The organism is Pseudanabaena mucicola FACHB-723 (assembly GCF_014696385.1).
Lineage (GTDB): Bacteria > Cyanobacteriota > Cyanobacteriia > Pseudanabaenales > Pseudanabaenaceae > Pseudanabaena.
This window is the reverse complement of the sequence record NZ_JACJQB010000027.1, coordinates 23701-45744: the sequence shown is the minus strand read 5'-3', so window position 1 is coordinate 45744 and position 22044 is coordinate 23701. Positions and strand designations below refer to the sequence as shown.

Here is a 22044-nt window from a genome sequence, read left to right as displayed (position 1 = left end):
TTCCCTATGCTTGGCAAGAGAAAGGGACGGGTTTAAGCTTACCCAGTCAACGCAGTAAGAGGTTAAATGTCGTGGGTTTGATGAATCGAAACAATGACTTATCTGCTTATGTTTTTGAACGCAGTATCACCAGTGCAGTCATTCTCGCTTGTATCGATGACTTTGCTCGTCAATCTACCAAGCCAACAGTGATTGTTATGGATAAAGCCTCTATTCATACCAGTCAACTGATTCAAGAGAAATTAGAGCAGTGGAAGAACCAGCAAGTTGAGATTTTCCAGTTACCCCCTTATAGTCCCCAGTTGAACTTGATTGAAATTTTGTGGCGTTTCATGAAGTATGAGTGGATTGAACTCAATGCATATGAATCTTGGGAAAGTTTAGTCTCTTATGTTGAAAAAGTTCTTCGAGACTTTGGTTCAACTTATGTAATTAATTTTGCTTAGCTACTTATGTGTTATCAGTCTTGTCTACAACAATCTTATATTGTCCGATCAATTTGCAACCTACATCAGACACTTTTTTAGGTGCTGTAGCTTCAATTGTCCTCTTACCATCAAGACTCCTGATTTGAATCTTTTTTGGTTCTTTCACAATACTGATTATGTCTACTAGAACTGAAAAAGTCAAAGTGTGTACAAACTCACCATCACCATTATCTTCTATGGTGTTTTCAATCTGAAAAGGTACAAAACCACTACTAACTTTAGCGTTATTGGAGTTGTGGTAGTTCAGTAAAAACGAAACAGGTCGTGTGAGCTTTTGCTTGTGATTAAATGAAAGCTGCATTATTTACTCACTAAGTTGATGCATATAATTAAATTTACATAGAAAAAGCTAAAGTCTACTAAACACAGTCTTTTTTCTATGTACTTTTCTTAGTTCGCAAGTTCTCTACTTGAGTTGACCTAGCCTCACCGTAAAACATCTCTCTAGCCCAATGCTCACAGTTATAAAGCAACTTATTCCAGAGCTTATCTTTAGCTGCGATGAACTTCTTTCTTGACTCATCTATACGCGACTCTATTTGGCTGTCAGAAACAGATTCAGGTCGCTCTTTAAATAGCCACTCAGACTTATAAGGAGAGAAATAGACATAACCTAACCCAACTTCTGCAACCCGACCTTGAGGTCTAATAGTCTCAAACGTAAAGAAGTGCGCGATACTATAGCCCTGATGAGTTGCCCTCACAATTCCATAGTGTTCATAAGGTCTTTCCTCCTCATCTTGAGACGGATAAATAACCAGATCATTAGGTCTGATTACATTACCGTTAAGATCGCAAATGTCAGGAACAGCACTTAGAAGAGAAACCAACTGTCCAAGCCTATCTAACTGAGCATCTGTAGCTTCTTGCAATCTTCTATACCAAATAGGATCGCAATTTTCTAAGAAGGGCTTAACCTCCTTATACTTGTCCTTAACCCAAACACCGTGATTTTGAAGCTTTTTAACAGCATCAAAATGTTGATTGACATCATTTCTTACAAAAGCTTGGTCAAACTCTATTTGTAATAACTCTGCAATCGCCTCACAGTTTTCGATTACCTTCTTGTCTTTAGTATGTCTAGCAATCTGACTTAAAGCCTTCTTGATAGTGTCACCATCGTATAAGCGATCTTGAGTCTCAGCAAATAAGCGTAATACCCTAGACGGATTTGGATTCATCAGCTTTAGGCTTTGCTTTTTTCTGCTCATCTTCTTGTGTCATCTTTTTGATAACGTATTCACTCACAACACCTGTAGCTTTCTTACTAGATTGCTTGACAGCATCATCGTTGACCATAAGTTACCTACACTTTTTGTATAACTTTCCCTTGGTAAACAATACAACCAACTTTAAAAGAAAGCTACGGTGTCACGAAAAATAAAAAATTAAACTGATTATTATCTTAATTTGTATCCTAATAGCAAAGATGGTAAAGCATTTGCGGATCGAGATTTTGCTGGGAAGTTACAAAATAGCGGTGCAAATGCTCTACCCCTACGCTTCTCTTGGGATATACATTTGATTGATTAAAACGCAAAAAAATCTTGTCTATCTCATTTTTGCGATCGCAAAAATCTATAAAACCTACCAGCTTAGATCTTCTGAATTGGGGCAATTTTAGGATCGATGATTTTTTTGCCTTGTCCTGCAAAGGCCACGGCTAAATACATCTTGTCGCCAGTACCTAACAAATTCGAGACTTGACCTTCGCCAAATTTTTCGTGCATGACGCGATCGCCGACTTGCCAATCGATGCGAGGTTTTGGTTTTACCGCATTGACCTTCGGTGGTGCAACGGTGCGGAGTGAACCTCTGACACTGGTGGCTTCGGCGCGTTGACTCGCTTTACTGATAAATTTATCGATGCCATGTCCTGTGAGATATTCCTTCGGTAATTCCGCAAGGAATTGTGAGGGAATCGCGTATTCACGATTGCCATAGAGGCGGCGGGCTTGGGCATGACTGAGAAATAGTTTCTCTTGGGCGCGAGTAATCCCCACATACATCAGGCGGCGTTCTTCTTCAAGAGCCATGGGGTCATTAATAGAACGGAAGCTAGGAAATAGTCCTTGTTCTAGACCCACGAGAAATACAACAGGAAATTCTAAACCTTTAGCAGCATGGAGAGTCATCAATGTGACTTTCTCCGCATTCTCGCTACTGTCATCAAGGCTAGAGGCAAGAGCCGCATTGGCTAAGAAGGCATCAAGGGAAGCATCTTCGTTTTCTTCGGCAAACTGGACAGCGGCATTATAGAGTTCCTGCAAGTTGGCGATGCGATCGTTGGCTTCATCATTGCTCTGTGACTTCAATTCATCGACATAGCCCGATTCCGCGAGAATACCCTGAATGATATCGGCTGCGGGTGTGGTGGCTACTTTTGCTTGCCATTTTTGCATCAACTCCACAAAGGAAAGAACGCCTCGTGCCGAGCGACCTGCTAAGGTCTTGACCGTGGTTTCGTCACTAATGATTTCCCAGATCGGGACACTCAGTTCTTGGGCAGCTTGTTGGAGTTTATCGAGGGTAGCTTTGCCGATACTGCGTTTAGGAACATTGATAATTCGCATCAAACCCAGTGTATCGGCGGGATTAGAGAGTAGTCGCAAATAGGAGAGAATATCTTTAATTTCTTTGCGATCGTAAAAGCGTAAACCGCCGACGACTTTGTAAGGAATATTCCAACGTACTAGCATTTCTTCAAAGGGACGGGACTGCGCGTTAGTGCGATAGAGAATTGCAAAATGTCCAAGATTAGCGCTGGGAGTTTTAGATTTAACCCGACGAATCTGCTCGATCACAAACTGGGCTTCATCGACTTCATCATCGGCACGAAATAGCTCAATCAATTCACCATCGGGTCTAGTGGCTTTGAGAACTTTATCAATACGTTGGGAATTGTGGTCAATTAATTGATTGGCGATTTCGAGAATATTGGCGACGGAGCGATAGTTCTCTTCTAGCTTGATCATTGTGCCAGTGTGAGCATCGGGCAGACGATCGCCAAAGGCTTCCTGAAATTCCATCAAGATCGTGAAGTCGGCGGAGCGGAAACTATAAATCGATTGGTCAGCATCACCGACGACAAAAATGGAACGATCTTCCCAAGTGGGCTTGGTGTCATTGGTAGCAAGCAGACGAATTAAGTCATATTGGGTGCGATTGGTATCTTGATATTCATCAACAAGAATATGCTTGAAGCGACTATGCCAATAGTTGAGAACTTCAGGATTTTGCTGAAAGAGGCGCACAGGTAGAAAGATGAGGTCGTCAAAATCGAGGGCGTTATTGGTGGCTAGCTGATTTTGATAGAGGTTATAAACTTGGGCGATGGCGCGTTTGCGAAAAGGCGAATCATCACTTTGCTTTTCGTATTCTTCAGGAGTCCAGCCTTTATTTTTGGCATTACCGATCGCAAAACGGACTGACTTTGGCTCAAACTTTTTCTCGTCAAGATTTAACTGGTTGATCACAATATCTTTGACCAGTGATTGCGCGTCAGAATCATCAAAAATCGAGAAATTCTTTGCCCAGCTTCTACCGTTACTATCTTTGTACTTATCAATATCAAGGCGTAAAATTCGACAGCACATACTGTGAAAAGTCCCCATCCAGAGACCATCTTCGGCAAAACTATTGATATATCGCTTATAAACTTTTTTCCGTAATTTATCCTGTTCCCAATCTTCAATTTCGCTTAAAGCCTTACCTAATTCCCTTTGCGCGATTTCTTGCAATAGCAATAATTGAATTCTTTCATTCATTTCTTTGCCAGCTTTGTTGGTGAAAGTCACCGCTAGGATCTGCTCAGGTGCGACATCATGATTGAGCATTAAGTTGGCAATGCGGTAGGTCAATGTCCTTGTTTTCCCTGAACCTGCACCAGCTACAACCAGCATCGGGCCATGCAGATGGCTTGCTGCTTTTTGTTGAGCGGGGTTGAGATGATGCAAAAAATTGGAACTCATGGGCGCAGCAGGGAGAAACTTAGGTAGACTCTAATACAGTATGCCAAAAATGTTTACTTATGATCGTTTGCGATAGTCGCAGCCTTGTGCCGACTGTCGATTCTTTAAGCTCTAATTTAATGATTAACCAGTGGATATTTACTGCACACGCCCCAATTGTCTCAAGCCGTTAAACTCCTTTGCCGATCTCGATAGCGGCAATACGCTCAAAACGATTACCCAAAAGTTTTGTACGAGTTGTGGGATGCCTTTGTTGCTAGGCGGGCGCTATATTGTCGAAAAACCGCTTGCAAGGGGAGGATTTGGGGCAACATTTTTGGCGCGGGATCGCTACACCCCTGCGATGAAGCGTTGTGTGGTGAAGCTATTGCAACCCGTGGGGCTGACGAGTTCGCAGATGGTGACAGCCAAGCAAATGTTTGAACGCGAAGCCACGGTTCTAGAGGATTTGGGATCACATCCCCAAATTCCTGATTTGCTGGCTTATTTTGAGGTGCAGTCGGGACAGGATGAGTTTTTTTATTTAGTGCAAGAGTTTGTTGATGGCTTTACTCTTGAGCAAATTGTTGAGCAGCATGGTGCGATCGCAGAATCGGATGTGTTGGAAATCATGCAAAGTCTGTTGCCTGTATTGAATTTTATCCATGAAAAAGGCTCAATTCATCGGGATATCAAACCAGCGAATATCATGGTGCGTAAGCTCGATCAGATTTATTATTTACTGGACTTTGGGGCAGTTAAGCAAGTGGCAGGTGCAGTCCAAGGTCAGAAGTCCACGGGCATTTTTACCCCCGGCTATGGTGCGCCAGAGCAGATGCGCGGTGATACGGTGTTTCCATCGACCGATCTCTATGCCTTTGCGGTGACTTGTCTGTATCTGTTGACGGGCAAAGAGCCAGATGAATTATTTGATGTCAATTACAACAAGTGGCAATGGGATCGCTTTGTCAAGCTTAGTCCTAACCTTAATAAAGTGTTACAAAAAATGTTGGAGACTGCCCCCAGCGATCGCTTTACCTCGGCGGCTGATATCCTCACAGCCCTGAGTTCCCAGATGGTTGTGCAAGCGCCACAAACGCCAGTACCAGCAACGCCACAGGCAAAACACCAGACGAGTATTCAAGTTCCTGTCCCTGCCCCTCTGCCTAATTTTTCGCCGTCTGTCCCCAAATCGGTAACTCCGCGATCGCAAAAAACACCTTGGTTGCTGTCAGCATCGATCCCCACGCAGTTAATTGCTGCTTTTTTATTGGGGGTCGAAGCGATGCTGCTATGGCAGGTGACGATGACTGTAGGGTTAGCATTGCTCAATATGCCTGCTAACTTAATTACCTTTGCGATCGCCATGATTGTCATTTTGGTATTGCGAGTCAGTACAATTTTCGACAATAAAGACCTGTTTGTATTTGTAAACCTGTTGAGCCTTGCGGCAATCTGGGGCGGGACATTGTTTGCTAAAGCGCAGTTTGAGAGTCTGCCCGCATGGTTAGACCTTGCTCAGTATTGCGGCATTGCAGGTTTTGCGGCGATTGCCGTTATGTCAGCGTTTCGCCTCATTTTTCAAATCCTTTATTCATTCCTCTAATCTCTTAAAAGTAGCTACGTCATTTTTAGGCTTGAGAGATAAGCAAAACCCAAGAATTTAGTTGCGGCGCTTCGTGCCGCAACTAAATTCTTGGGTTTTATGGTTTATCACTATATTATGCAATTCACTATAAATGATAATTTTACATGTTGATATTTATTGCTACAAAGTATAGATTGCTATCACTAAATCACTAAAAAGCGTTGCTGACTTTAGCAATATACTCAATATATTACTAAAAATATATTTGTAATTTTGGTAAAAATAACTATAATAGAAATATACAAGCCTCTACCCCAACAAAGTCATGAGCGCTATAACTGACCGTCCTGCCATTAGTCTGAAATCCGACACCTTAAATATTGCTACGGATGAATATGGACTGCTCACCGACCTTTATCAACTGACGATGGGTGCTTGCTATGTGCATGAAAATTGCGATCGCAAACGTGCAAGTTTTGAATTATTCGTGCGTCGCCTCCCCGAAGGATTTGGCTATTTGATTGCTATGGGCATCACCCAAGCCGTGGAATATTTGCAAAATCTGCGTTTTACCTCCGAGCAAATTGAAGCATTGCAAGCCACAGGTATCTTCGCCAACGCCGATCGTCGCTTTTGGGAATTATTGAAGAACTTTCGCTTTGAAGGTGATCTCTGGGCGGTAACCGAAGGAACAGCCCTGTTTGCCAATGAGCCTTTTTTGAGAATTGAAGCTCCCCTCTGGCAAGCGCAACTAGTGGAAACCTATTTGCTGAATACAATTAACTATCAAACCTTAATCGCTACTAGAGCCGCCAGAATGCGTGATGTCGCAGGCGATGACATTACCCTCTTAGAATTTGGCACAAGACGCGCCTTTAGTCCCCAAGCTTCTCTTTGGGCAGCTAGAGCGGCACTCGCCGCAGGAATGGATGCAACTTCTAATGTCTTAGCGGCTCTTAAACTGGGCAGACAACCGAGCGGCACTATGGCTCATGCGTTGGTCATGGCACTAGCTGCCACCGAAGGTAGTGAAGCTCAAGCCTTTAGCGCGTTCCATCAAGTGTTTCCGAATAGTGCATTATTAATCGACACTTTCGACACGATCGCCGCTGCTCGTAATCTTGCGGAGAAGGTCAGATCTGGCGAAATGCAAGTAAAAGGAATTCGCATTGATTCAGGCGATATTGCTGCAATTTCTAAAGAGGTAAAAGACTTACTTCCTGATACTTCTATCTTTGCTAGTGGCGATATTGACGAAGCTGAGATTCTTCGTTTAAAAGCATTAGGAGCACCCATTGACGGCTATGGCATCGGTACAAAATTGGTTACAGGTGCGCCCGTAAATGGAGTTTATAAATTAGTGGAAATTGATAATATTCCCGTTTCCAAAAAATCAAGTGGCAAACAAACGATCGCAGGTCGCAAACAAATCTGGCGCAGTTTTGAGAATGGAATCATGAAAGGCGATCGCCTCACCCATATTTCTGAACTTCCACAAGCGAATGAACAACCTTTACTAGAATGCATTATGCACAATGGCGAATTGCTGAAATCTTTGGAGGATTTAACTGCGATCGCAAAACGTACTCGTAATTCTGTGCAGTCCTTGCCTCAAGCAGTTCGCAATATTACCGAACCAGAGACAATTCCTGTAAAGGTTGATATGTAATGCAAATCCTGACTAATGACTCAATCAATTTGGGTCATTGCTGAATTATCTTAAACTGGTAATAGATAAACATCATCTATTTACCCTGTGTTAGACTTTGGCTAGCTTGTTGCTTAAAAAGAGGCAAATATGAACTACCGAAACATTATTACAATTGAGGCGGATAAACGAGGTGGCAAGCCTTGTATTCGTCGAATGCGTATTACTGTATATGATGTTTTGGGTTGGTTGGCATCTGGAATGTCTCACGCAGAAATTTTAGATGATTTCCCAGAATTGACAGAGCAAGATATCAGAGCTTGTTTGGAATTTGCTGCTGATCGAGAACATAGATTGATGGCTGTTGTGGGTGCTACGTGAGATTACTATTCGATCAAAATTTGAGTCGTAAGCTTGTGGGGAAGTTGGTTGATCTTTTCCCAAACTGTAGCCATGTTCAGTTTCATGATTTGGCAGATAAAACTGATACGGAGACATGGGAGTTTGCAAAGAATAACGGTTTCTGCATTGTGACTCAAGATGCAGATTTTGCAGAGAGAAGTCGTTTGTATCGTTCTCCTCCCAAGGTGATTTGGTTGCGCTGTGGAAATGTTCCCACAAGCCAGATTGAGAAAATACTACGTTCTGGAGTAGAAGTAATTCAGGAATTGGGAAATAGTTCAAATATAGATTGCCTTGAGCTTTATTAGACACGATAACGCTGTTTTTAATTCCGATCGCCCAACACACTAAGAATCTGTAAAATTGTTTGTTGAAATTAAAATGCCAACTCAGACAAACTTATTTTGTAAACTATTGACAAAATAAGTTTGTCTGTAGTTAAATAAGCTAAGACAAATAAATATCAATTATTTGATTTTCGTCTTATACATAACACCTGAGTTGCTCAGTTTTGTGCAGTTTCACTATCTTGACTCAGCACTGATTGCAGAATACACATAGTACTTCTAACAAGAGTATTGGTTCAGCATACTGAAGTATGCACTGAATTGAGCGACACAGGTATTATGCTTAAGACGTTTATGTTCAAATATACTAGGGAAATACGCTACTCAAGCATATGCTTCTCTCATATTTGGCAATTTGATATTTCAAGTCTGTTAAACAACTATTTAACGGAGTGCTTTGAAATGGCTAAGCAAATGACTAAGAAGCAAAAAGATGCTGTAAAACATCTTCTTGCATATGATTGGGAATTTGGTTTGGTTTGTTTTTGGTGTCGGCAAGATTTCCTATTTGAGCAACTTACCCTTGATCACTTGCGCCCTTCAAGTAAAGGTGGATCTAACAATCCAGAGAATTTACGCCTTACTTGTCGTAAATGTAATGGCTCACGTGGTAACAGCCTATTTCCACCTGAGCAAAGGCACAAAAGTTCGTCTTTGAACAACTCTGGCAAATAACTTTTGGCTCAACTAAAACCTAGGTTTTATACTTATGTTTTAGTTGATTTAGACAACTATATTTCTAACAAATATACTCAATAAAAATGCATAAACTTTTGATTTTTAATGACGAAAAATTACTTCGTCGTGCGCTTACTCATCGCTCTTTTGTTAATGAAAACTTTGATGAATCTGGACATAATGAAAGACTAGAATTTCTTGGCGATGCCATTCTCAATTTTATTAGTGGGGAATACCTATATGAACAAAATCCTGAAATGGCAGAAGATGAAATGACTCGCAGACGGTCTGCTCTTGTGGATGAAAAACAACTTGCTCGATTTGCGACTGAAGTTGGACTGGATTTTAGAATCCGTTTGGGAGAAGGTGCAAAAAGAGAAGGTGGTTATACCAATCCTAATATTCTGAGTAGTACATTTGAAGCGGTTGTTGGCGCTTACTACCTAGATAATAAGCGTAATATTGATGTGCTTCGTCCTCTTGTAGAACAATTATTTGACTCTGTACCAAAAGATGTCATGGTTATTCGCGCCAGCAAAGATTCAAAGAATAAGCTTCAAGAATTTGTGCAGGCGAATGGAGAGACAAAGCCAAACTATGAAACTGAACAGGTTGGTGGAAAGTCTCACGCTCCAGAATTTCTCTCAAAAGTTTATGTGATGGGTAAAATCTATGGTGAAGGCAAAGGTAGTAACAAGAAAGATGCAGAGAAAGAAGCTGCTGCCGATGCGCTGGCTAAACTAAAAAAAAGGGGATTGCTCTAACATCCTCAATCCAAAGAAAATAGGTGTTTTGATTGATTTGAGGATTTTTGCGATCGGGTTTTGGGTGATGAGGGTGCGATCGCTGTTTGATGTGGGGAATTTGCGATCGGGTTTCTGAGTGGTGAAGGGCGATAAATTATTCACACCTTACCCTGTTTTGCATAAGCATCCACAAGTTGGCAAATCATCTCTTGATATGAAGAATTATGGCGTTTAGCCTCACGCTTAAAAAACTCAATACTTTCTTGAGTAAATTCCATCGTAATCATTACCGTCTTTTGCCTCGGAACTAACTGATTCACTGGGGGCAAAAAATCTTTAACAATAGTGACATTTCCAATTGGTTCAGCAGGATCAGGAATTGTGTTGTTCATAAAATTTTCTCCATTTACGCCATTGAGCAGCCCCAAATATCCGAATCACTCCATCTCGATAAGTAAAACGCACTGTCAATACAAGATCATCTACTTTGCCAATACAAAACCAACGTTCCTCAACTTCACTATGTTCTGAGTCATGGACAATCAAACGCTTGGGATCGAAAAAAGCATATTGAGCAGTTTCAAAATCTAAGCCATGCTTTGCCTTGTTATCAGCCTCTTTTTGCTCATCCCACTCGAAAGTGGTACTCATCTCAACACACCATAAACACTATAAACCATAAGCATTTTAATCAACAATTCATAGCTATTTTAAGACATTTAAACTTTTACAACCACTTTTAGTTTTTTGATGTGACATAGCTGTTTGATGTGGAGTTTAGGCGATCAAGTTTTGGGTGTTATGAGGTGCGATCGCTGTTTTGATGTTGAGATTTAGGCGATCGGGTTTGCGGGTGATGAGGGGCGATCGCTCTGTAAATAAAGATATAATGTCAGCAAAGCAGCATAAGCAAAAAATTATGATTCAAACCTTAGACGCTCTTTATGATGGTGTAACCCTTGTCCCTGAAGTGCCTCTAAACATCAAATCAGGCACAAGAGTACGGATTGTTGTTGAAAGTCTTTTGCCTGATGCAAAACCACCCAAAAAATCATTCTTACAAACTGCTAAATCTTTAAACCTGCAAGGTCAACCCGACTGGTCAGAAAACATCGATCAATACCTTTATGGTGAAAATATCTCAGATAATGCGTGAAATTTTTTTAGATACATCCTTTGCGATCGCACTATCTGCAATTACCGATCAAAACCATGCAAAAGCAGTAGAACTAGCTGAAAAGATTGAATCTCAAAATATAAGCCTAGTAACCACTCAAGCAATTTTACTGGAAATTGGAAATGCACTTTCCAAACAAAAATATAGAGCCGCCGCAATCGAACTTCTTGAATCACTAGAATCAGATCCAAACGTTAAAATAGTTCCTCTAACAAATGAACTATATGATGCAGCATTTCAATTATTTAGAAGCCGCCAAGACAAAGAATGGGGACTAGTGGATTGTATTTCATTCGTAGTTATGCAAAGTCTTTCAATTACTGAAGCCTTAACTGCTGACGACCATTTTAATCAAGCAGGATTTCGAGCATTATTAAAATGATTTTCGCAGTTTGATTTGAGGGAATTTGCGATCGAGTTTGTAGGTGTTGAGGGTTGCGATCGCAGTTTGATTTGAGGGGATTTGCGATCGGGTTTGTAGGTGTTGAGGGTTGCGATCGCTGTTTGATTTGAGGGAATAGGCGATCGGGTTATGGGTGGTGAGAGGCGATCGCTGTTTGATGTGGAGATTTAGGCGATCGGGTTTTGTTTGTGATGAGGGGCGATCGTTGTTTGATGTTGAGATTTAGGCGATCGGGTTTTGTGGGTGATGAAGGGCGCGATCAATGTTTGATTTGGAGGAATGTGCGATCGGGCTTTGTGGGTGATGAGGGGCGATCGCTTTATTCTTGCAATAATTTAAAAAAAGTCTCTTTGTCAACATCAATATCTTGAATCATTCCCATCAAAGTACCTTGTTTAATATCTTTTCCAGAATGAATTGGAACAACAACTCTTTTTCCCTGAATATTTTTGTAAATAGCATGACTTCCTTTTTGGCGATCGAAATAAAACCCCAACTTTTCGATAACCCTTATAAACTCCTTAGCCTTAACGCTTGGAAAGTTGCTCATACTAGAACACTCAAAGGTTTGACAATTAAATTTTCTCTAGGGACAGGCTGACTATCAGCTATTAAACTTTCAATATATAGCTCAATAGCTTCCGTAATATTAGCGATCGCCTCTTCAAAAGTATCCCCCTGAGAATGACAGCCTCTGAGAATAGGACAAAAAGCGTGATAGCCTCCATCTTCTTCCTTTTCTAGAAGCACCGTATAGTTGTAGGCTTTTTTGCTGGTTTTCATATATTCTTGAATTTTTTAAGATATCAATCTCTATATTTCATCTACTCGATCATAATTGATTTTTGTTGATTTAGTCGATCGCTGTTTGGTGTGGGGAAAAGGCGATCGGGTTTGTGGTTGTGAGAGTGCGATCGCTCTAAAATCCTAAGCCGCAGCAAGCTCATATTGTAAAGTAAGAAATTCATTAGCCTTTAAATAGGCGATCGCAAACTCACACCCATCAGAATCCGCAAACTCCACCAGATAATCAACTCCCTGATTATCCTGATGAATATCCACAATCGTACCAACTAAACCCACTGGCAAAGCTGAATTAAAATCATATTCTGCTTCCATCAGAGAAAGTCTATCTATAGAAATTGGTTTTAAAATAGCGATCGTATCAAGCAACTGCGGAGTTTTCATTATTTCTCTCTCTTTAAAAAAGCACTAATCAAACGAGGATAACCAGACTCTATACTAACTTCCCAAATAGTCCTCAGTTCAGAACCTCCTGTATTAGGAATTTCCCAGTCCACCTTATATTCCTTACCAAATCTTGTATTACTCTCCTGCACAACTTCACCTTCAACTGCCGCAACTTGAATTAATTCAACCAAGCGATCAGCATTTTGAACTGTAATACCCAGTCTGGATTCAAACACTCTTGCCTTGTCTTTACCCTTATCATGGTTGATGTTTAAGCAATATCCTAAAATCTTTTGCATAGAAATTTCAGGGCGATCGCCATTTGGTAATTTCCTAGGCAGAAGTCAATACTAAATTAATCTTAAGTATACCCAACTGTGAGGTGATCGCTGTTTGGTGTAGGGAAAAGGCAATCGGGTTTTAGGTGGTGAGAGGCGATCGTTGGGCGATCGTTGTTTGATGTGGGAGGCGATCATTTATCTAATCGTAAATTTCCCTGCGATATCCAATTTGACGAATAATGAGACCTTTTTGTAATTGGGCGATCGCATAGATAACTCGATAATCTCCAACACGCAGCTTAAAAAAACTTGATAAATTACCAGAAAGAGATAGAGGTGTAATTTGTTCAGAATTCTCTCCTAACCACTTGATTTTACGAGCTATCCGTATTTGATTAGTGCGATCAATTTTCGCAAGATCAGCGATCGCCTCAGAAGTAAAATCAATACTATAACTCGTCCCAATTAAGCCCCAATGATTGCATAGCTTGAGCCGCAGGGATAACAGTTGGTTGCTGTTGCTGTCGTAATAAACGTTCCACAACTGCTGTTTTTAACTTCTTGCCTTCATCTAGATCGATATATTCTTCTAATACTTCAATTACAACTTCACGAACTAGTAAACGAAACTGTTCAGTAGTGGGTTCTTTTATTTGCATAACACTAAGGATCTACTACTTGGTTTTAAACAATTTTAACTTGGTCGTCAATATAATCGCTGTTTGAGGTGGAGAAAAGGGCAATCGCTGTTTGATGGGGAAATATGCGATCGGGTTTGATGGGTGATGAAGGGGCGATTTGCAGATTGTCTAAACGAAGAGAAACCACTCCCTTATTTTTTTGATGTAGTGCATTATGAAGCGATCACTGAGCCAAAACTCAAAGAACATATTGATCGCTTTGGCATCAACATTTACAGTCCCAGAGATTGCAACTAAATTTAAAATAGTTCATTCCAATTGAAAATCACTTCAGGAAAAGCAAGCATTGATAAAACATCATTCTCATCGTAACGCCTGATTAATTTATATCCATTTGCCGATGGTTGCGAATATCCTTCGATCGCTTTTTTATTAGCATCAAACAACCACATTTCAGGAATTCCCGCCAACGCATACAGAGATGCTTTTACTTCGCGATCGTAATCAATGGAACTATCGGCAACCTCGATAATTAACAAAATATCATCAGGTGTTGGCAATCCCTCCTCATAAAAATCAGCGCGAAATTTCAAAATGGCAAGATCGGGCTGTGGCTCTGAATGATCGCTCAAGCGGATTGAGTTTTGCGGCCAGATTATAGCTTTACCAAAAAGACGATTAGTAAAAATTGCATTCAATCGAGCAACACATGTAGCGTGTTTTCTGCCGATTGGGGACATAGTTTGAATTTCTCCATTAATTAGTTCAAGGCGATCGCCCTCTTGAAAAACACCAGCTTCGTGCATGAGATGATATTGCTGGGTCGTCAACAGAAACTTATTCGCCAACTTATTCTGTTTTTGCGTAAGCAATTGAACTTTCATAAGATTAGAATTAAATTACTTGGAATGATGTTAACGATCATCATAGCTCAACCTATAGCAATCCTAGAGAGTAAACCCTGAAGGTGATTACTCTAGTATCGGTTCGATGAAAATAATTTGCGATCGCAAAAAATCATGACAGACGCACATAAATTTATCTGTTTTTCTCAAGGAGCAATTGACCTACAAATTAATGGAGCTTTAGGAGTTCCTTTTAATGATTTAACTCGCGATCGCGCCAGCAAGTTGCCAGAGATTTGTCGATTTCTATATCAACAGGGGCTAGATGGATTTTTACCGACCCTCGTAACCGCTTCTATTGAACAATTCCATCGATCGCTATTTTTCCTCGCCGAAGCGATCGCAAATCAAAAGCAAAATCCCGATCCTCACGCAGCCAAGATTTTAGGCGTACATCTCGAAGGATCTTTTTTACATCCTGACAAGCGCGGCGCACATCCACAGCAACATTTATTACCGCTTAATCTCGATAATTTACAAAAATTACTAGGTGATTACACCGAAATTATTAAAGTCATTACCCTCGCGCCAGAACTCGATCCATCAGGGAAAACGATCAAATATCTTGGCGATCGCAATATCATCGTCAGCCTTGGTCACTCCACCGCCAACGCAGCCCAAACTAAAATTGCGATCGCACAAGGAGCAACCATGGTTACCCATGCCTTTAATGCCATGCCCAGTCTACACCATCGCGACGTTGGACTATTGGGAGAAGCAATTTTAAGCGATCGGGTTTGGTGTGGACTCATTGCCGATGGTGTCCATGTTTCACCGCAAATGGTCAAACTGCTTTATCGGATGACTAATCAAATATTTCTTGTTAGTGATGCCCTTGCGCCCCTCGGTTTACCCGATGGCACTTATCCTTGGGACGATCGCCAAATTACAATTAAAAATGGCACAGCCCGACTGCCCGATGGCACATTGTCAGGCACAACCTTGCCTTTATTAGATAGCGTCAATAATCTAGTGCAATGGCAGATCTGCAAGCCACAGCAAGCAATTGACTTAGCCATCTTTGCGCCGCGCCGCGCTCTCAATCTACCAACTGAGTCTACAAATCAACGGCTAGCTTGGCATCAGACAGATTCGGGGCAACTGGTTTGGCATCACCGTTAAAATTGCGATCGCGAGAACCACCAACCTGTGGTTGATGCATTTTTAAAACCATTGCCAAAGTTGCTTTGAGCTTAGTTCTAGGCACAACCGCATCTACAAAACCATGATCAAGTAAATACTCAGAGGACTGGAAACCTTCAGGAATTTTTTGCTTCAAAGTCTGCTCAATCACTCGTCGCCCTGTAAACCCAATCAAAGCCTTTGGCTCAGCCAAAATCAAATCGCCCAACATCGCAAAACTAGCTGTGACCCCACCCGTAGTCGGGTTAGTCAAAACTGGGATATACAGCAAATTTGCTTGACGATGCCTCTCCAAAGCCGCCGATGTCTTTGCCATCTGCATCAAGCTCAAAATTCCTTCCTGCATCCGCGCCCCACCCGATGCACAGAAAATTAAGGCAGGATAACGTTTTGCTGTCGCAGTTTCCAGCATACGGGTAATTTTTTCACCAACCACCGAACCCATACTGCCACCCATAAAGCGGAAGTCCATCACTGCAAGAGCCGCATCACAGCCATCGATCTTGCCCGTGCCAGTGATTACGCCATCACTCAAACCAGTTTTTTGCTTATATTCTTTAATGCGATCGATATAAGGCTTACGATCCTTAAAACCTAATGGATCACAGGAAGTCAAATCTGCATCCATTTCTTGCCATGTGCCAGCATCAATTAGCTGGGCAATCCGCTCATGGGCATTGACTTGATTGTGATGACCACATTCAGGACAGACCATCAAATTGGTTTTGAGATCCTTTACATAGGTCAAAGCACCACAACTAGAACATTTGTGCCATAAACCATCAGGAATTTCGCGTTCTTGAGAGTCTTGATTTAGATTAGGTGTTTTGCGATAGTATGCTTCACTGGCGCGCGAGCGTGTTTCGGCAAACCAATCAAAAAGTGACATAGTGGCTTACGGTTCACAGTACAGGTGTATGGTTGTCAATCAAAGCGATTGTCAATTGCAGCTAATGATACAAACATAGCAGTTTCATCATACAGCGCTTTGGACTTCGGAGAAAGTCAGTGATCATGCTTTAGGTGTCCCATGTCTTAGAGCTAGCTTTACAAAGGTTGTGGCAAAGTCAGAGAAGTGTAAATTGTCCAGACATCCATCAGCATCAGCATCAGCGTAAAGACTAACAAAATTAAATACATCCAAGGCTGGGCTAAAGGACGCACATCACGAGTATCAATCCCTGTCTTTGCTTCGACTAGTTGCACTAACCTTGCAAAACCGACCACCCGCATCGGTAACAAGTAAGCTTGATCAGAGTTTTTACTCACAAAATAATAAACAATCCCCCCCTGTCCTGTAATTCTTGGCTTGAGAGCCGTGATATCTTGCCAAGCCAATGACCAACCCTTACGCAAGAAACTGGGAAACCATTTAGGATATGCCACACTAATTCCCTGAGCATCAAGAATGACGCGATCGCCAAGTGCACCATACAAAAATACAAAGCCAATTACTAAACCGATACTGAGCCATGTCGCAGGAATTACTGAATGCGTAAAGTTACTTAAAAACGGCAAAGGTACAGTCAGCGAGATATAGAGCAGTAGCAAAGTCACTCTAATCAATGGTGAAACATAAAAAATATGATTAGAGTTATTAGTGCGGTTAGAGTCGTCAATTATTGAATCTGCGGCTTCAGTCATAGGGAGCAATCAATTTGGTTTATTTTCGATGCGATCGCAATTAACTTCATCAATTAACTTAACATTGTTTTTTAGGGGTAATCTGATCAATGATCGATATGATTAACAATCAAATTAATCATCAAAAATACATACATACAGTACGGATGGTGTAAAACGTGGGTTGGCGTGTACGTGGCGTTCGTGGAGCAACAACAGTTGAAGCAAATACATACGAAGCCCTAGAGAGGGCTGTCCTAGAGCTTATGGAGGAAATCGAAGCCCAAAATGACATCGATCCGCGTGAAATAGTCAGTGCGACTTTTTCGGCAACTGCCGATATTGATGTGGTCTTTCCTGCCAAAATTGCGCGATCGCGATCGCAATGGGAGCATGTGCCACTATTGGACGTGCAGCAAATGCATGTCAAGGGCAGCCTAGAGCGCTGTATTCGGGTCTTAATCCATGTCAATACACCGCTTGAGCAGCATCAAATCAAGCATGTTTACTTAAACGGAGCGCGAGGTTTACGCCCTGACTTGGTTTGCGCTCAAATTTAAGAAAATAGAAGCTTGGCAAACTGCTTAGCCTGTCTTGACTGTATTTATAGGTTTATTGCGATAAAATCAGTTCAAACGTAAGATAAGCCCTATGGTCACCAGAATTTTCCTGTGTAACGAGCAGACAGAGCCAGAGATTCGCGATTTTATTCGTGAAGCGATCGCCGACATCTCTGAAGGGGAGCAGTATATCGTTACGTGGAACTGCGGCAACATTCAAACTCTTAAGGTGGGAGATCGCGCTTATTTCAAGCGAATTGGCAGCACCAATCAGGGCTATTTTGCGTCAGGGACTGTAGTTCCTGCCGATCGTGAATATCAACTCAAATTGCGATCAGCGAGATATCGTGAACTTAGCGAAGCCTATGACATCGACTCACAGGCAAATAACTTTCGAGTTTGGGTTGCTTGGGATGCTTGCGTTAGTTTCGATGAGCCACTCCGCACCGACTATTTGCGCCAACTACCTCACTTTCAAGGAATGCCCCTAGAGCCGCAGTCCGATGCGGGAGTATTTCGCGAAGAATATGTGCGAATGCTCGATCGCGAATGGGAGCGTCAAACCCAAAAAGCATTTCGGGCAGGTAAGGGAATTAACCTTGTCGATGTCTACTACCGATGGGGTTTAGAGGATATTCAGCAAGGTTTTCCAGAGGATGCCCTAGAGTCGTTTCGACAAGCGCTGAAACTCAATCCTGATTTTATTAAGGCATATCTGGGTTTAGGGGATGCCCATGTGAGCTTGCGCGAATATGGCAAAGCCGTGGGCGACTATGGCAAAGCCATCTCCATGCGTCCTGACAAGGCAAGACTTGCTTACCATAAACGTGGTGAAATCAATCTCTTGCTGGGGCAGTATCAACAAGCAATGACAGATTTTCAGTCTGCAATTGGCATTGACCCTAACTACGTCGATGCTCACTTTGCCTTGGGCAATACTTACTTCAAGCTCAAGAGCTATGAACAGGCGATCGCCTGCTATACCCGTGTCCTAGAACTTAGTCCCGATCGCGATTTGGCAGTGTATCGCCGTGGCAGATGTCATTACATTCTCAAAGAATATGCCGAAGCCTTGAGGGATTTTAGCCATGCCATCGATTTACAGCCTAGTAATGTTGATGCCTATTACTATCGTGGCTTGACCTATTCTCAGCCAGCCCTTGCCGATGAAACCCTTGCGGGAGACGACTTGCGTAAGGCGATTATTCTCTATCAAACGCAGGGCAAACCCGACAAAGCGAAAAAAGCCAAGGAATTACTAGCAACTTTTGCGATCGATTCTTTGCCCAAGGCAACGCCTAAAAGTCATCATGCAATCGCAGCGTCCCCCAGCGACTCTCCCACTAACGATCTCAATACAGCAAATGAATCAAGCGATACTCCATTAGCCATGGCAGCTAGCTCCGATTATTCCGATGATGACCAAGACGAAGAAACCAGCAAACTGATTATTGAAACCCCTCCTGTTTCCAACGAGGAAGCGATTTCAGAGGCAGCCATTGCTATCTCTAATGCTGAGGAAGCAATTTCAGATTTGACAGATGCGATCGAGAAGATCGTCGAAGTTGAAAAAATTGTCGAGAAGATCGTCGAAGTTGAAAAAATAGTTGAGGTGGAGAAGATTGTTGAAGTCGAAAAAATTGTCGAGGTCGAAAAATTAGTTGAGATCGAGAAACTGGTTGAAGTCGAGAAAATCGTCGATCGCGTCGTTGAGAAAGTCGTTGACCGTGTTGTCGAAAAGCCAGTACCTTTCTCGATTGAAGATCCCAGCACAGCGGAAAAACTAGCGATGATTTCCGTGATGGCGCAATATATGCGTGATGGCTGGATGGTGCGCTCGGTGGATAAATCGCAAGTTGGCTACGATCTCGAATGTACCAGAGATGACGTATGCGAAGCCGTTGTCATTAAAAGCTTTACTAGCGATCGCGAATCCTTTGCCATTTCTGCGATCGAGATTGAGAATGCCCGCAGCAATAAAAACTTTGTCCTCTGGGTCGTCAGTGGTGCGGCCGAAAATCCTGAGTTGCGCTGCATCCGTGGAAGGGAACTATTCGAGCAGTTTGACCTCGATCCCCTCGCGTTCGCTGCGAAAGTGCGTCAAGCCGCAGTGCAACTAGAATTTGCGCCCATCTCCCTAGAGATGCCGCAATTTGAAGCGTAATTCACATAAATTTTGAATACAAATTGCATAAAAATCCGATCATGACATCAACGATTAGTTTTAAGCTATCCGCCCTTGCTGCCGAATTTGCTGCCGCTCTACCCGATTGTAAATTTGAGTCCGATGGTGCTGATCCAGTCATCACAGGTGTCGCAGCGATCGACAAGGCACAGGCTGGCGAGATTACGTTTGTGTCTTCATCCAAATTTGTGGCACATCTCAAGGACACCCAAGCTAGTGCCGTCATTCTCGATCTCAAAACCCCTTCGCCTCTGCCCTGCATTCGTACCGCCCATCCTCGGATTCTCTTTGCCAAGGTTCTCGAAAAGTTTTATCAACCACCGACTCCCCCCAAGGGCATTCACCCCACCGCAATTTTAGGTGCAGATGTGCAGCTAGGCGCAAATGTGGCAATCGCCCCCTATGTTGTCATTAGCGATCGCGTCAAGATTGGAGATAATGTCACCATTTATCCCCATGTCACCATTTACAACGATGTCGAGATTGGGGCAAATACCACCATTCATGCTAATTGTGTAATTTGCGATCGCACTCAAATCGGTGCAAATTGTCTATTCCATCCCAGCACCGTATTGGGTGGTGATGGCTTCGGTTTTGAAATTTCTCCCAATGGCACTTGGTACAAAGTCCCACAAATTGGTCATGTCGTAATTGAGGACAATGTGGAATTAGGTTGTTCCTGTGCCGTTGACCGTCCTGCCGTTGGTGTCACCATCATTCACAAAGGTGCAAAGCTAGATAACTTTGTGCAAATCGGTCATGGTGTCGAAGTCGGAGCACATTCGGTACTTGCCTCACAGGTGGGACTCGCAGGAGGTGTAACTCTTGGTCATCATGTGGTGATGGCAGGTCAAGTCGGCGCAGCTAATCATATTCACATCGGTGATGGTGCAGTTATCGGGGCAAAGTCTGGCATTCCCAGCGATGTCCCCGCAGGTGTCACTATGATGGGCTATCCTGTAGTTCCTGAAAAAGATTGGAAGCGGATCGTCATCGCGGAGCGACAACTACCTGAGTTATTACGCACGGTTCGCAAATTAGAGCAACGTATTGCCGAATTAGAATCCAAATAAAACCCTAACTGGAGTGGTTGCTTACGACTGAAGCGAGTAGCGGCGCGAATCGCCGCCACTCGCTTCTTGGGGTTTGGTTTGTACTAGCCAACTCTGTGGTGGTGGAAAATCAAAATACCTTATGAGTTATATCAAGATGTCCTATGAAGACAACAAAAATAGTCGCTAAATCAGTCGATGGCTGATTTGATATAGCATTGAGATAGCTTTGCTTGAGTACATTTTGATATATCAAAGCTATAACCAATCTGTCAAAAGGTTAATAACATTGACTTTTTCTGTAGAATTAACTTCACAGGTTATAACTTTAAAAGTTTTTAAGCGATCGCAAACACAATTACTTACCAAATAAGAGCAATTGAAAGCAATCAAAAGCAATTAAGAGTTTTTATTAAATTTGAGGATAAAACATGAGTACAGGCAACGAAGCAAAACCAGATAGCGCCAAACCTGAGACTACGGAAAAAAGTCGTCCTACCAAAGCGAAGTCTGAAGCCGAAACCAAAACTAGCTCCGTCGATATTGCAGCTTTGGCTGTAAAGGAAGAAGTCAAGCCCGCAACTATCACCCAAAAAGGATCACTGACTGTGACTGAAACACTTAAACATTTTGGCGATCGCCCAATCATTGATGGTGGCTTTCGCGCAGTTGAGTATTTCAATAGCTCAGGTGAACGTCCTATCGAAGCCAGCAAATTAGCAATTAGCAGCACCTATACCACCATGGGCGGTGAACGTCCTATTGTTAGCACTGGTGCTCATGTAACTGGCACATTCTTCTCCTCTGGCGAACGTCCTGTATTTGAAGATGGATTTGTCATCGTCGATAAGTTCTACATTGCAGGAGAGCGCCCCGTTGGTTCTTCAGGACTAGTAATTGATGATACCTATTCACAAATGGGTGGTACAAGACCTGTTGCCTCCAATGAAATCGACAACGCTGGACTGATGGGTTACATCGATTAATTTGTTGAAGATTTAAAAAGCAGCACCCAATGGGTGCTGCTTTTTAAGTT

At 42.4% G+C, this 22044-nt stretch carries 30 protein-coding genes; 14 read left to right on the top strand and 16 right to left on the bottom strand.

Annotated elements, in window-relative coordinates:
• Positions 1-446: IS630 family transposase (locus tag H6F41_RS12995; protein WP_190401965.1), on the top strand; the 446-nt coding region annotated here is incomplete at its 5' end.
• A gap of 4 nt (positions 447-450) precedes the next feature.
• Here H6F41_RS12995 and H6F41_RS12990 read toward each other — a convergent pair.
• The 3 genes from H6F41_RS12990 to pcrA form a co-directional block, all read right to left on the bottom strand.
• Positions 451-789, bottom strand: coding sequence for a hypothetical protein (locus H6F41_RS12990; RefSeq protein WP_190403902.1), 339 nt, complete (start codon positions 787-789; stop codon positions 451-453).
• A gap of 76 nt (positions 790-865) precedes the next feature.
• Positions 866-1699, bottom strand: a complete 834-nt coding sequence (locus H6F41_RS12985; RefSeq protein ID WP_190403901.1) for a hypothetical protein — start codon at positions 1697-1699, stop codon at positions 866-868.
• A gap of 384 nt (positions 1700-2083) precedes the next feature.
• The gene (pcrA, locus tag H6F41_RS12980) at positions 2084-4459 is read right to left on the bottom strand and encodes a DNA helicase PcrA (protein ID WP_190403900.1); all 2376 of its coding nucleotides are present in this window, start codon (positions 4457-4459) and stop codon (positions 2084-2086) included.
• A gap of 130 nt (positions 4460-4589) precedes the next feature.
• Between pcrA and H6F41_RS12975 the strand changes: the two genes are divergently transcribed.
• From H6F41_RS12975 to rnc, 6 genes are all read left to right on the top strand, one after another.
• Positions 4590-6044, top strand: coding sequence for a protein kinase domain-containing protein (locus H6F41_RS12975; protein ID WP_190403899.1), 1455 nt, complete (start codon positions 4590-4592; stop codon positions 6042-6044).
• 307 nt (positions 6045-6351) lie between these two features.
• The gene (locus tag H6F41_RS12970; protein ID WP_190403898.1) at positions 6352-7695 is read left to right on the top strand and encodes a nicotinate phosphoribosyltransferase; all 1344 of its coding nucleotides are present in this window, start codon (positions 6352-6354) and stop codon (positions 7693-7695) included.
• 129 nt (positions 7696-7824) lie between these two features.
• Complete coding sequence (locus H6F41_RS12965) at positions 7825-8055, top strand: DUF433 domain-containing protein (RefSeq protein ID WP_190403897.1); 231 nt, start codon at positions 7825-7827, stop codon at positions 8053-8055.
• The gene (locus H6F41_RS12960) at positions 8052-8384 is read left to right on the top strand and encodes a DUF5615 family PIN-like protein (protein WP_190403896.1); all 333 of its coding nucleotides are present in this window, start codon (positions 8052-8054) and stop codon (positions 8382-8384) included. Before H6F41_RS12965 ends, H6F41_RS12960 begins: the two co-directional genes overlap by 4 nt.
• 318 nt (positions 8385-8702) lie before the next feature.
• A complete protein-coding gene (locus H6F41_RS19385) occupies positions 8703-9098 on the top strand; it encodes an HNH endonuclease (RefSeq protein WP_408962544.1) in 396 nt (131 codons plus the stop codon).
• Between the two features lie 86 nt (positions 9099-9184).
• Positions 9185-9865, top strand: coding sequence for a ribonuclease III (rnc, locus tag H6F41_RS12950; RefSeq protein ID WP_190403894.1), 681 nt, complete (start codon positions 9185-9187; stop codon positions 9863-9865).
• On the opposite strand, the gene H6F41_RS12945 is transcribed toward rnc, so the two are convergent.
• From H6F41_RS12945 to H6F41_RS12935, 3 genes are read right to left on the bottom strand one after another with little or no spacing between them, the layout of a single operon-like run.
• A complete protein-coding gene (locus H6F41_RS12945; protein ID WP_190403893.1) occupies positions 9842-10009 on the bottom strand; it encodes a hypothetical protein in 168 nt (55 codons plus the stop codon). The two genes, rnc and H6F41_RS12945, sit on opposite strands and share 24 nt — an antisense overlap.
• Complete coding sequence (locus tag H6F41_RS12940; protein ID WP_190403892.1) at positions 10006-10239, bottom strand: hypothetical protein; 234 nt, start codon at positions 10237-10239, stop codon at positions 10006-10008. Before H6F41_RS12940 ends, H6F41_RS12945 begins: the two co-directional genes overlap by 4 nt.
• Complete coding sequence (locus H6F41_RS12935) at positions 10220-10498, bottom strand: BrnT family toxin (protein ID WP_190403891.1); 279 nt, start codon at positions 10496-10498, stop codon at positions 10220-10222. Before H6F41_RS12935 ends, H6F41_RS12940 begins: the two co-directional genes overlap by 20 nt.
• 268 nt (positions 10499-10766) lie before the next feature.
• On the opposite strand from H6F41_RS12935, the gene H6F41_RS12930 reads away from it, so the two are divergent.
• Together H6F41_RS12930 and H6F41_RS12925 are read left to right on the top strand one after the other, a co-directional pair.
• Positions 10767-11003, top strand: coding sequence for a hypothetical protein (locus H6F41_RS12930; RefSeq protein ID WP_190403890.1), 237 nt, complete (start codon positions 10767-10769; stop codon positions 11001-11003).
• Complete coding sequence (locus H6F41_RS12925) at positions 10993-11406, top strand: type II toxin-antitoxin system VapC family toxin (protein ID WP_408962546.1); 414 nt, start codon at positions 10993-10995, stop codon at positions 11404-11406. Before H6F41_RS12930 ends, H6F41_RS12925 begins: the two co-directional genes overlap by 11 nt.
• A gap of 340 nt (positions 11407-11746) precedes the next feature.
• Here the strand turns inward: H6F41_RS12925 and H6F41_RS12920 are convergent, their stop codons facing one another.
• From H6F41_RS12920 to H6F41_RS12890, 8 genes are all read right to left on the bottom strand, one after another.
• Positions 11747-11977: a type II toxin-antitoxin system HicA family toxin gene (locus H6F41_RS12920; protein WP_190403888.1), complete on the bottom strand. Its 231-nt coding sequence runs from the start codon at positions 11975-11977 to the stop codon at positions 11747-11749.
• A complete protein-coding gene (locus H6F41_RS12915) occupies positions 11974-12210 on the bottom strand; it encodes a type II toxin-antitoxin system HicB family antitoxin (RefSeq protein WP_190403887.1) in 237 nt (78 codons plus the stop codon). The genes H6F41_RS12920 and H6F41_RS12915 overlap by 4 nt, the downstream gene beginning before the upstream one ends.
• Before the next feature lie 144 nt (positions 12211-12354).
• Positions 12355-12615, bottom strand: coding sequence for a DUF4926 domain-containing protein (locus H6F41_RS12910; protein ID WP_190403886.1), 261 nt, complete (start codon positions 12613-12615; stop codon positions 12355-12357).
• Complete coding sequence (locus H6F41_RS12905) at positions 12615-12959, bottom strand: DUF6883 domain-containing protein (RefSeq protein WP_408962545.1); 345 nt, start codon at positions 12957-12959, stop codon at positions 12615-12617. Before H6F41_RS12905 ends, H6F41_RS12910 begins: the two co-directional genes overlap by 1 nt.
• A gap of 9 nt (positions 12960-12968) precedes the next feature.
• The gene (locus H6F41_RS19165) at positions 12969-13094 is read right to left on the bottom strand and encodes a hypothetical protein (RefSeq protein WP_277873994.1); all 126 of its coding nucleotides are present in this window, start codon (positions 13092-13094) and stop codon (positions 12969-12971) included.
• 4 nt (positions 13095-13098) lie between these two features.
• Positions 13099-13443, bottom strand: coding sequence for a type II toxin-antitoxin system RelE family toxin (locus tag H6F41_RS12900; protein ID WP_242023036.1), 345 nt, complete (start codon positions 13441-13443; stop codon positions 13099-13101).
• The gene (locus H6F41_RS12895; RefSeq protein WP_190403884.1) at positions 13349-13558 is read right to left on the bottom strand and encodes a hypothetical protein; all 210 of its coding nucleotides are present in this window, start codon (positions 13556-13558) and stop codon (positions 13349-13351) included. The genes H6F41_RS12900 and H6F41_RS12895 overlap by 95 nt, the downstream gene beginning before the upstream one ends.
• 281 nt (positions 13559-13839) lie before the next feature.
• Positions 13840-14424, bottom strand: a complete 585-nt coding sequence (locus tag H6F41_RS12890; protein ID WP_190403883.1) for a Uma2 family endonuclease — start codon at positions 14422-14424, stop codon at positions 13840-13842.
• A 135-nt stretch (positions 14425-14559) separates the two neighbouring features.
• Here H6F41_RS12890 and nagA point away from each other — a divergent pair, with 135 nt between their 5' ends.
• Positions 14560-15567: an N-acetylglucosamine-6-phosphate deacetylase gene (gene nagA / locus H6F41_RS12885; RefSeq protein WP_190403882.1), complete on the top strand. Its 1008-nt coding sequence runs from the start codon at positions 14560-14562 to the stop codon at positions 15565-15567.
• Here the strand turns inward: nagA and accD are convergent.
• Positions 15503-16477 carry an acetyl-CoA carboxylase, carboxyltransferase subunit beta gene (accD, locus tag H6F41_RS12880; protein WP_199288768.1) on the bottom strand — a complete coding sequence of 325 codons (975 nt, stop codon included), beginning with the start codon at positions 16475-16477 and terminating at the stop codon, positions 15503-15505. The genes nagA and accD overlap by 65 nt on opposite strands.
• 158 nt (positions 16478-16635) lie before the next feature.
• Positions 16636-17232, bottom strand: coding sequence for a hypothetical protein (locus tag H6F41_RS12875; RefSeq protein ID WP_190403881.1), 597 nt, complete (start codon positions 17230-17232; stop codon positions 16636-16638).
• Positions 17233-17390: 158 nt separating this feature from the next.
• Between H6F41_RS12875 and aroH the strand changes: the two genes are divergently transcribed.
• The 4 genes from aroH to H6F41_RS12855 all read left to right on the top strand — a co-directional run bounded on the left by aroH (position 17391) and on the right by H6F41_RS12855 (position 21994).
• Positions 17391-17771, top strand: a complete 381-nt coding sequence (gene aroH / locus H6F41_RS12870) for a chorismate mutase (protein ID WP_190403880.1) — start codon at positions 17391-17393, stop codon at positions 17769-17771.
• A gap of 91 nt (positions 17772-17862) precedes the next feature.
• Entirely contained in the window at positions 17863-19935 is a 2073-nt protein-coding gene (locus H6F41_RS12865; protein ID WP_190403879.1) for a tetratricopeptide repeat protein, read from the top strand.
• A gap of 41 nt (positions 19936-19976) precedes the next feature.
• Complete coding sequence (gene lpxD, locus H6F41_RS12860) at positions 19977-21029, top strand: UDP-3-O-(3-hydroxymyristoyl)glucosamine N-acyltransferase (RefSeq protein ID WP_190403878.1); 1053 nt, start codon at positions 19977-19979, stop codon at positions 21027-21029.
• Positions 21030-21439: 410 nt separating this feature from the next.
• Positions 21440-21994, top strand: a complete 555-nt coding sequence (locus H6F41_RS12855; protein ID WP_190403877.1) for a hypothetical protein — start codon at positions 21440-21442, stop codon at positions 21992-21994.
• Positions 21995-22044: the final 50 nt, after the last annotated feature.

Excerpts from the sequence above, each read along its gene's own strand:
- H6F41_RS12915 (WP_190403887.1), bottom strand. The coding sequence starts at position 12,210 with ATGAAAACCAGCAAAAAAGCCTACAACTATACGGTGCTTCTAGAAAAG.
- rnc (WP_190403894.1), top strand. The coding sequence starts at position 9,185 with ATGCATAAACTTTTGATTTTTAATGACGAAAAATTACTTCGTCGTGCG.
- lpxD (WP_190403878.1), top strand. The coding sequence starts at position 19,977 with ATGACATCAACGATTAGTTTTAAGCTATCCGCCCTTGCTGCCGAATTT.
- H6F41_RS12970 (WP_190403898.1), top strand. The coding sequence starts at position 6,352 with ATGAGCGCTATAACTGACCGTCCTGCCATTAGTCTGAAATCCGACACC.
- H6F41_RS12895 (WP_190403884.1), bottom strand. The coding sequence starts at position 13,558 with ATGCAAATAAAAGAACCCACTACTGAACAGTTTCGTTTACTAGTTCGT.
- H6F41_RS12875 (WP_190403881.1), bottom strand. The coding sequence starts at position 17,232 with ATGACTGAAGCCGCAGATTCAATAATTGACGACTCTAACCGCACTAAT.
- H6F41_RS12920 (WP_190403888.1), bottom strand. The coding sequence starts at position 11,977 with ATGAGCAACTTTCCAAGCGTTAAGGCTAAGGAGTTTATAAGGGTTATC.
- H6F41_RS12910 (WP_190403886.1), bottom strand. The coding sequence starts at position 12,615 with ATGAAAACTCCGCAGTTGCTTGATACGATCGCTATTTTAAAACCAATT.
- nagA (WP_190403882.1), top strand. The coding sequence starts at position 14,560 with ATGACAGACGCACATAAATTTATCTGTTTTTCTCAAGGAGCAATTGAC.
- H6F41_RS12965 (WP_190403897.1), top strand. The coding sequence starts at position 7,825 with ATGAACTACCGAAACATTATTACAATTGAGGCGGATAAACGAGGTGGC.
- pcrA (WP_190403900.1), bottom strand. The coding sequence starts at position 4,459 with ATGAGTTCCAATTTTTTGCATCATCTCAACCCCGCTCAACAAAAAGCA.
- H6F41_RS19385 (WP_408962544.1), top strand. The coding sequence starts at position 8,703 with ATGCTTAAGACGTTTATGTTCAAATATACTAGGGAAATACGCTACTCA.
- H6F41_RS12855 (WP_190403877.1), top strand. The coding sequence starts at position 21,440 with ATGAGTACAGGCAACGAAGCAAAACCAGATAGCGCCAAACCTGAGACT.
- H6F41_RS12940 (WP_190403892.1), bottom strand. The coding sequence starts at position 10,239 with ATGAACAACACAATTCCTGATCCTGCTGAACCAATTGGAAATGTCACT.
- accD (WP_199288768.1), bottom strand. The coding sequence starts at position 16,477 with ATGTCACTTTTTGATTGGTTTGCCGAAACACGCTCGCGCGCCAGTGAA.
- H6F41_RS12890 (WP_190403883.1), bottom strand. The coding sequence starts at position 14,424 with ATGAAAGTTCAATTGCTTACGCAAAAACAGAATAAGTTGGCGAATAAG.
- H6F41_RS12990 (WP_190403902.1), bottom strand. The coding sequence starts at position 789 with ATGCAGCTTTCATTTAATCACAAGCAAAAGCTCACACGACCTGTTTCG.
- H6F41_RS12935 (WP_190403891.1), bottom strand. The coding sequence starts at position 10,498 with ATGAGTACCACTTTCGAGTGGGATGAGCAAAAAGAGGCTGATAACAAG.
- H6F41_RS12930 (WP_190403890.1), top strand. The coding sequence starts at position 10,767 with ATGATTCAAACCTTAGACGCTCTTTATGATGGTGTAACCCTTGTCCCT.
- H6F41_RS12985 (WP_190403901.1), bottom strand. The coding sequence starts at position 1,699 with ATGAGCAGAAAAAAGCAAAGCCTAAAGCTGATGAATCCAAATCCGTCT.
- H6F41_RS19165 (WP_277873994.1), bottom strand. The coding sequence starts at position 13,094 with ATGATCGCCTCCCACATCAAACAACGATCGCCCAACGATCGCCTCTCA.
- H6F41_RS12865 (WP_190403879.1), top strand. The coding sequence starts at position 17,863 with ATGGTCACCAGAATTTTCCTGTGTAACGAGCAGACAGAGCCAGAGATT.